Source organism: Deltaproteobacteria bacterium, from assembly GCA_005879795.1.
Lineage (GTDB): Bacteria > Desulfobacterota > Binatia > DP-6 > DP-6 > DP-6.
In genome coordinates this window covers 1-6,308 of the sequence record VBKJ01000169.1, presented here as the reverse complement: position 1 = coordinate 6,308, position 6,308 = coordinate 1, and the positions used below count along the sequence as shown (strand labels likewise).

8 protein-coding genes are annotated in these 6,308 nt (G+C 72.0%); 4 read left to right on the top strand and 4 right to left on the bottom strand.

Annotated elements, in window-relative coordinates; all coding sequences use genetic code 11:
• On the top strand, positions 1 to 913 hold a 913-nt coding region (locus E6J59_14960), incomplete at its 5' end, for a CocE/NonD family hydrolase (GenBank protein TMB18219.1).
• Between the two features lie 85 nt (positions 914 to 998).
• On the opposite strand, the gene E6J59_14955 is transcribed toward E6J59_14960, so the two are convergent.
• A complete protein-coding gene (locus E6J59_14955; protein TMB18218.1) occupies positions 999 to 1,685 on the bottom strand; it encodes a DedA family protein in 687 nt (228 codons plus the stop codon).
• 44 nt (positions 1,686 to 1,729) lie between these two features.
• Positions 1,730 to 3,148 (bottom strand): glycoside hydrolase family 5 protein, encoded by a 1,419-nt coding sequence (locus E6J59_14950; GenBank protein TMB18217.1) that lies wholly within the window; start codon positions 3,146 to 3,148, stop codon positions 1,730 to 1,732.
• Positions 3,149 to 3,228: 80 nt separating this feature from the next.
• On the opposite strand from E6J59_14950, the gene E6J59_14945 reads away from it, so the two are divergent.
• The 3 genes from E6J59_14945 (at position 3,229) to E6J59_14935 (ending at position 4,438) form a co-directional block, all read left to right on the top strand.
• Complete coding sequence (locus E6J59_14945) at positions 3,229 to 3,510, top strand: hypothetical protein (GenBank protein ID TMB18216.1); 282 nt, start codon at positions 3,229 to 3,231, stop codon at positions 3,508 to 3,510.
• 80 nt (positions 3,511 to 3,590) lie between these two features.
• Complete coding sequence (locus E6J59_14940) at positions 3,591 to 4,004, top strand: cupin domain-containing protein (GenBank protein TMB18215.1); 414 nt, start codon at positions 3,591 to 3,593, stop codon at positions 4,002 to 4,004.
• Between the two features lie 74 nt (positions 4,005 to 4,078).
• Positions 4,079 to 4,438, top strand: a complete 360-nt coding sequence (locus E6J59_14935) for a hypothetical protein (protein ID TMB18214.1) — start codon at positions 4,079 to 4,081, stop codon at positions 4,436 to 4,438.
• Between the two features lie 3 nt (positions 4,439 to 4,441).
• Here the strand turns inward: E6J59_14935 and E6J59_14930 are convergent, their stop codons facing one another.
• Both E6J59_14930 and E6J59_14925 read right to left on the bottom strand, forming a co-directional pair.
• Positions 4,442 to 5,575, bottom strand: a complete 1,134-nt coding sequence (locus E6J59_14930) for a hypothetical protein (protein ID TMB18213.1) — start codon at positions 5,573 to 5,575, stop codon at positions 4,442 to 4,444.
• A complete protein-coding gene (locus tag E6J59_14925) occupies positions 5,557 to 6,036 on the bottom strand; it encodes a hypothetical protein (GenBank protein TMB18212.1) in 480 nt (159 codons plus the stop codon). Before E6J59_14925 ends, E6J59_14930 begins: the two co-directional genes overlap by 19 nt.
• Positions 6,037 to 6,308 lie beyond the last annotated feature (272 nt).

The window sequence follows — 6,308 nt, the reverse complement described above, 5'->3', positions numbered from 1 at the left end:
CAACCCGGTCTACGATACCAAGGGCAATCTGCTGCCCAGCCTCAACAACCTGCAGCTCGCGTGGTTCGATCACTGGCTCAAGGGAATCGGCAACGGGATCGACACCTTCCCCGCAGTGGAGACCTACTATCTCGGCGCGGGGAAATGGGCTCCCGACACGAGGTACCCCGCGTCGCGCACCACGTATCGTTCCTGGTATCTGTCCGCGGCGCCGGGCAGCGGAGCCGCCCTGTACGCCGGATCGCTCGCTCCGGCAGTGGACAGCGGAGACACGACGGTGACGCTGCCCTGGATCCCGGTCAACGGGACCTGCTCCCGGTCGACCACGCAGTGGACGGCGGGCCTGGTGTCCGGCTGGCTGTGCGAGAACGACAATCGGCCGAGCGAGGTTCTGGGGGCCACGTTCACGACCCCGCCGTTCGCCGCGCCGTACGCCATCTCGGGTCCCATCGACGCCACCGTCTGGATCAGCTCGACGGCCGCCGACACCCAGGTCGTCGCGACGGTCTCGGACGTGGATCCCAGCGGCGCGTCGAGCCAGATCACGGCGGGGACCCTGGTTGCATCGCTGCGGGCCCTGACCACGACGCCATGCCGTTCGATCGTCGCCGACTGCTCGGTCTACGCGAAGGGACACCTGATCGAGCCGTGGCATCCCTATACCCGGGCGTCGCAGGTCGCGCTCACGCCCGGGGTGCCGACGCCGCTCGAGATCGAGATCTTCCCGACCTCCGCCGTGATCGAGCCGGGTCACTCGTTGCGGCTCACCATCACGACCGGCGATTTTCCGCACGAGACGCCCACTTCGTCCACGGTGGTGGACTCGGCGGGCGGGATCGACACGCTGTACATCGGGCCGGACCATCCGTCGTCCATCTATCTCGGGACGGTGTCGCCGGCTCCCGTGAGCTGAGCCCGCCCTCTCGTGGCTCGCGGGGGGTGATACCCCCGATGCTCGAGTCGCGTCAGGCGCTCTGGTCCGGGGCGGCGCCCGCCGCTCACTCCCGGGCGTCTCGCTCCTCGCGCGGCGGATCCCGCGTGAGGGGCACCTCGCCCCCGAGGCCGGTGCGGCCGATCCACGCGCGCAATCCGAGGTAGAGGGCGAGAGCCAGGAGCCCGAGCAGCACGAGCCAGTGCTGCACCCGGCCGACGTCTCGCGCGACGCGCTCGGCGCGGTCGGAGAAGAGAAAGCCGAGCGTCGCCATCGCGGGAACGAAGATCGCGCATCCCGCTGCCTCCGCGAGGGCGAAGCGGTGGGCCGGGACGTGAAAGGCGCCCGCAGCAAGGAAGGTCGCGATGCGGAAGCCGAGCATGAAGCGTGCGGCGAACACGGCCCGAGCGCCGTGCCGCTCGACTGCGCTGCGGACGGCGTCGAGCCGCGCCGCGCCGAGCCGGCGGGCGAGCAGGGGCAGCGCCACGATCTCGCGCCCGTAGCGCCGCCCGGCCAGGTAGATGATCCAGTCGGCGCACACGACGGCCGCGAAGCCGACGGCGATCACGTCGCGCAGCCGGAGGAGGCGCCGGTTCGCCAGCACGCCCGCGGCGAGGAGCGTCACATCCTCGGGAATGGGAAGGCCGAGCCCGCCGCTCACGAGGAGCAGGAAGAGGCCGGTGAGCGTCCCCTGCCAGGTCAGGACGCCCCTGATACCGACGCGCCCGGCGCGGAGCAAGCTATTGACGGAGATCGCTGCGGTTCCCGCGCAGACACGTCACGAGACTGCCGCCACGCTCACGAGGCCGGGCTGAGCTCCACCAGACGCTCGCCCCGGCCCCGTCCGCAGCGCAGCGTGACGACCGGGCCCGGCGATGTCGCCACCGGCCTTCCATTGCAGCGCACCGCGAACCCGCCCGGGTAGCGGCGGGGCGGGACGAACAGCTCGAGCGGGGCGGTGCCGCGCGCGACGTAGCGCAGGCGGAGCGTGTTGGCGGCGGCATCGAACGCGTGCTCGAGCACGCGGCCGGGCACCGCGCGCGCGTACACCCGCGACAGCGCCGTCGTCCGGGCGATCCGCTCGCCGTCCGGCTCCGAGCTCTCCCCGTCGAAGAGGCCCCAGCGGCCCTGGCTGATCTCCTCCCACAGCCAGAACGCCGAGTGCGTGCGCAGGTGGTCCTGGAGGTCGAGCTCGGCCGTGATCCACGCGTTCGCATTCGACGCGTTCGGGTCGATGCCGTACTCCCCCACCAGCAGCGGCGCGCCCCAGCCGCGGGCCTCGGCCGCCGCGCGCTCCATCGAGGGCGCGAGCTCGGCCGGGTCGCCGCTCGAGTAGTCGTGGCCGTCGAACACGTCAGTATAGACGTGGGGCGCGTAGAGCGCGCCGCGGACAGGGAACGGGGTGGTGGGGACGGGTGCCGCGTTGGTCGCGTTCCGGATCGCGTCGGGCTCGAAGGCGACCAGGTGACGATGGTCGACGCGGCGGATGGCGCGCGCCAGGCGCACGTGGAATGCGAGCAGCGCCACGTCGCCGTTCGGGACCAGGAAGGCGAGCGGCTCGTTCATGATCTCGTAGCCGAGGACGGCCGGCTCGCGCGCGAAGCGGTGCGCGAGCACGACCGCCGCCGCGGCGAGATCGGCCTGCACGCCGCCCGCGTCGAGGAAGAACTGCCGGAAGGCCGCGAGCGTGGCCGGCGCCAAGCGGCGGGCGCCCAGGTCGGTGAGCGGGCCGCCCAGGTAGGGATAGCCGTTCGGCCCGAGCAGCAGGTCGAGCACCCAGCGCGGGGCCCCGTCCTCGCCGATCTCCTTGGAGAACGCGTCCTGGTGGAAGTCGAGCAGCACCAGGATGCCGTGCGAGCGGCAGAGGGCCAGCACGCCCGCGATCCGGTCGAGGTATGCCGCGTCGAAGCGGCCGCGCGCGGGCTCGAGCGCGCTCCAGCTGATCGGCAGGCGGAGGAGGTTGAAACCGAAGCGCTCCATCGTAGCCGCGTCGCCGTCGTCGAAGACGGGGATCGGCTCGAGCGGGAGCCGGCCGTCGTCGAAGGTGACGTCGAAGATGCCCTCGACGCGCGCGTTCACGCCGCGCAGCGTGACCTCGCGCCGGCGCTCGTCGAGGAGGCGGCCCCGGTGGACGTGGAGCCGGCGTCCGTCCAGCGCGCGGGCCGGCGTGAGTGCGAGCAGCACGACGAGCACGACCACGGTGCGCATCGGTCCCATCAGCCGCGGGGGCGACTATTGCAACGCGGCCCCGATTGGGGCAAGGGCAGGCGGGGATGCTTGTTGGAAGGTGGGAGGCGATGGCGGGTCTCGCTGCCGACTCGCCCATCTGGGTCTCGCGCTGGAGGCTCTTCCATAGCGGGATCTACGAGGACTGGGGCGAGCTGCTGCTGGTCGCGGTGTTCGCGGCGCTCTGCATCATCTGGGTCATCATGGACCGGCGGAGCCAGCTGCGCCTCTGGGTGGGTGTGCTCGCGCTCGTGATCGGTGCGAAGATGGTGATGGACGGCGGGCCGATCGCGCAGAGGGTGACCGACGTGGTGCTCTCGGTGCCGCGCGCGGTGGCGCGCGCCCTGCGATGACCCGGCCCGCGGGGCCGCCCCATGGCGCCCGCGCGACCAGGTGCGACGCCCGGGGGGCGAGGGGGAGGCGGATCGCCGCCGTGCTCGCGGCCGGGCTCGCGGCCTGCGCCGCGCGCGCGCCGCGCGTCGCGGTCGGGTCGCTCGCGGCCGGGCTCGACGAGTTCCTCGCCACGCACCCGCTCGCCGCGGGCCAGGCCATCCGCGCCGACGAGGTGGGCCGCACCGCGAGCGCGAGCTACCACCTCGTGCAGGTGCGCGGCAGCGAGAGCCCGCACCGGCACGTCGCACACGACCTCACGGTGTTCGTGCTGCGCGGGCGGGGCGTGCTCACGCTCGGCGAGGCGCGCCGTTCGCTCGCCGCGGGCGACGCCGCCCTGATCCCGCGCGGCGCCGTGCACTGGTTCGCGAGCGAGGGGCGCGCGCCGGCGCTCTCGCTGGTCGTCTTCGCGCCGCCGCTCGACGCGCCCGACACGGTGCCCGCCGAGGCGCGTTGACTCCGGCGGGTGCCGGGGCTACGCAGAAGCGACACGGCGACGCCCGAGCGCGTCGCGATCGGAGGACCAGCGCGATGAGAAGACGCGTCAAGCTGACGACCCTGGCCGCGGGCGCGCTGCTCGCTTGGACGGTGATGCCGGCAGGTGCCGCCGACAGCGTCACCGGCGAGGTCGTGGACCTGTCCTGCTACCTGGCGCATCCCCAGACCAGCCTGGGCGCGGGGCACAAGAAGTGCGCCGAGGTGTGCCTCAAGAAGGGGCTCCCGGCGGGGCTGCTCACCGCCGACAAGCAGCTCTACCTGCTGATCGAGGACCACGACAACGCCAAGGCCTACGCGGCCGTGAGGGAGAAGGCGGCGGAGAAGGTGACCGTCGAGGGCGAGAAGGTCACCCAGAACGGGATGCAGGGGATCGTCGTCGAGGCGGTGAAGTAGCCGCTACAGGAAGAAGTGCAGCTCGAGCCAGAGCTCGTCCTGGTTGAAGCTGGGCTGCCGCGTAGGGCCGTTGTTGATCCGATACTGGATGCGGGGCTGGATCACGCGGTTCACGAACGGCTCGGCGCCGATCGCGTAGCGCGTACGGTCGCGGTCGCGCGTCACCTTGAGGAACTCGAAGACGCCGCGCAGGTTGAGCCAGTCGAAAAGGAGGAAGTTCGCCTCGCCGTAGGCGGCGTACCTGTCGTCGCGTAGCGGGCTGCCGAGCGTGCGGTCGTTGATGAAGTCGAGCTCGCCGAGGTACGTGAACCGCCACCAGTTGGAGCCGCCGTAGAACCCGCCCACGTACCGCTTGTTCGACTGGCGGGCGAAGGAGGCGCCGGCGAGCAGGTGGCGGACCACGGGCACGTCCTCGAGCATGGTGTAGCCGTTCACCGTCGCGGCCACGTCCTTGTCGCCGGGCGTCCCGTTGGTGATCGAGGAGGCGAGGAAGAAGGGGCCGGGCTGGATGCCGATCTCGCCGCCCTCGTCGGGCGTCTGGAAGGTGTAGTTGGTGTGGGCGCGGATGAAGGCCTGGTCGTCCTGCACGCGGAGCCCGTAGGCCGGGAAGAGGCGGCCCGCCTTCACGTAGGTATCCCAGGGGAGGAAGCCGCGGATCATGCCGAACGCCTCGCGGTTGTTGGCGCCGGTGGTGAAGTCCTCGTCGGCGTAGAGGGTCACGAAGTCGGGCAGGAGGTCCACCTGGCCATAGACGAGGAACTCGAAGAGGCGGCTGTCGTTCGACTGGACGTGGCGGCGGAAGGCCGTGTTCCCGGGCACCCGCCCCAGCCGATCGGGACGGTCCTGGAAGACGGTGACGTTCTGCACCCGCAGGTCGCCGCCGATCGAGGCGTAGGAGTTGAGCTCGCCGTTGAACGGCTTCACGCCCGGGGGGACGGGGAGGAGGTCCAGGTCGTGCTCGATGTCGTGGGCGTGGATGTGGGCGAAGGCCGTGCGCTTTCCGCCCCCGGTCTGGTTGGTGTGGCAGGCGCTGCACTTGGCGCCCTCGCGCACCATCAGATAGGGCTCGGCGCGCGCCGCGCCGGCGGCAAGGACGGCGAGCGCGCCGAGGAGCGGGATCAGTTGTCGGGGGCGCACTCGGTGATCCACTGGACGATGGCCGGGATCTCGTCGGGCCCGAGGCACTGGCCGCCGGCCGGCGGGACGGCCGGGCAACCCAAGGGCATCATCGCGCCCGAGATGTGCGGCCCGCCCTCGAGCTTGCGCACCATGTAGCTGTCGTCGGGGAAGCCGGGCTTGACGCGTTTGAGCCGCGGCTCCTGTGTCGAGGGGACGTTGACGGACTGGCTGTAGGCGACCCCCGCGGTCAGGTCCTGGGTGCCGGCCGGCACCGGCCCGATGTGGCAGGTGGGGAGCGCGCACGAGCGGTTGAAGATGGGCTGGATGTCCATCGAGAAGGAGACGGAAGGCGGGGTCGTGGTCGTGCACGCCCGCTTCGGCGGCGCGCCCCCTCCGCCCTCGCCCCCGCTGCCCGCGCATCCGGTCAGCACACCGAGGATCGCCAGGACGGCGATCGTCCGGGGGCCCGGCGTCCGCATCGTCGCTCCTTCATGGGGCCCCGAGCCCTTAGCCCACGGCCCCCCGCGAGGGCAAGCAAGGAGCGACGTGGAGCCCGGGCTCAGTGCCCCTTGTCGAGCGCGGCCTTCAGCGTGGCCAGGTGCGTGAGCTCGTCCGACAGGCGCCGCAGGCTGTCGAGGACGCGGGTGACCTCGCTCTGGGCCCACTCGAGCTCCTGCGGCGTCACCTTCGCGAGCGCACTGCGCAGCTGATCGTAGAGGGCGACGAGGCCCTCGACGCCGGAGATGCCCGA

Excerpts from the sequence above, each read along its gene's own strand:
- E6J59_14950 (TMB18217.1), bottom strand. The coding sequence starts at position 3,148 with ATGGGACCGATGCGCACCGTGGTCGTGCTCGTCGTGCTGCTCGCACTC.
- E6J59_14945 (TMB18216.1), top strand. The coding sequence starts at position 3,229 with ATGGCGGGTCTCGCTGCCGACTCGCCCATCTGGGTCTCGCGCTGGAGG.
- E6J59_14935 (TMB18214.1), top strand. The coding sequence starts at position 4,079 with ATGAGAAGACGCGTCAAGCTGACGACCCTGGCCGCGGGCGCGCTGCTC.
- E6J59_14925 (TMB18212.1), bottom strand. The coding sequence starts at position 6,036 with ATGCGGACGCCGGGCCCCCGGACGATCGCCGTCCTGGCGATCCTCGGT.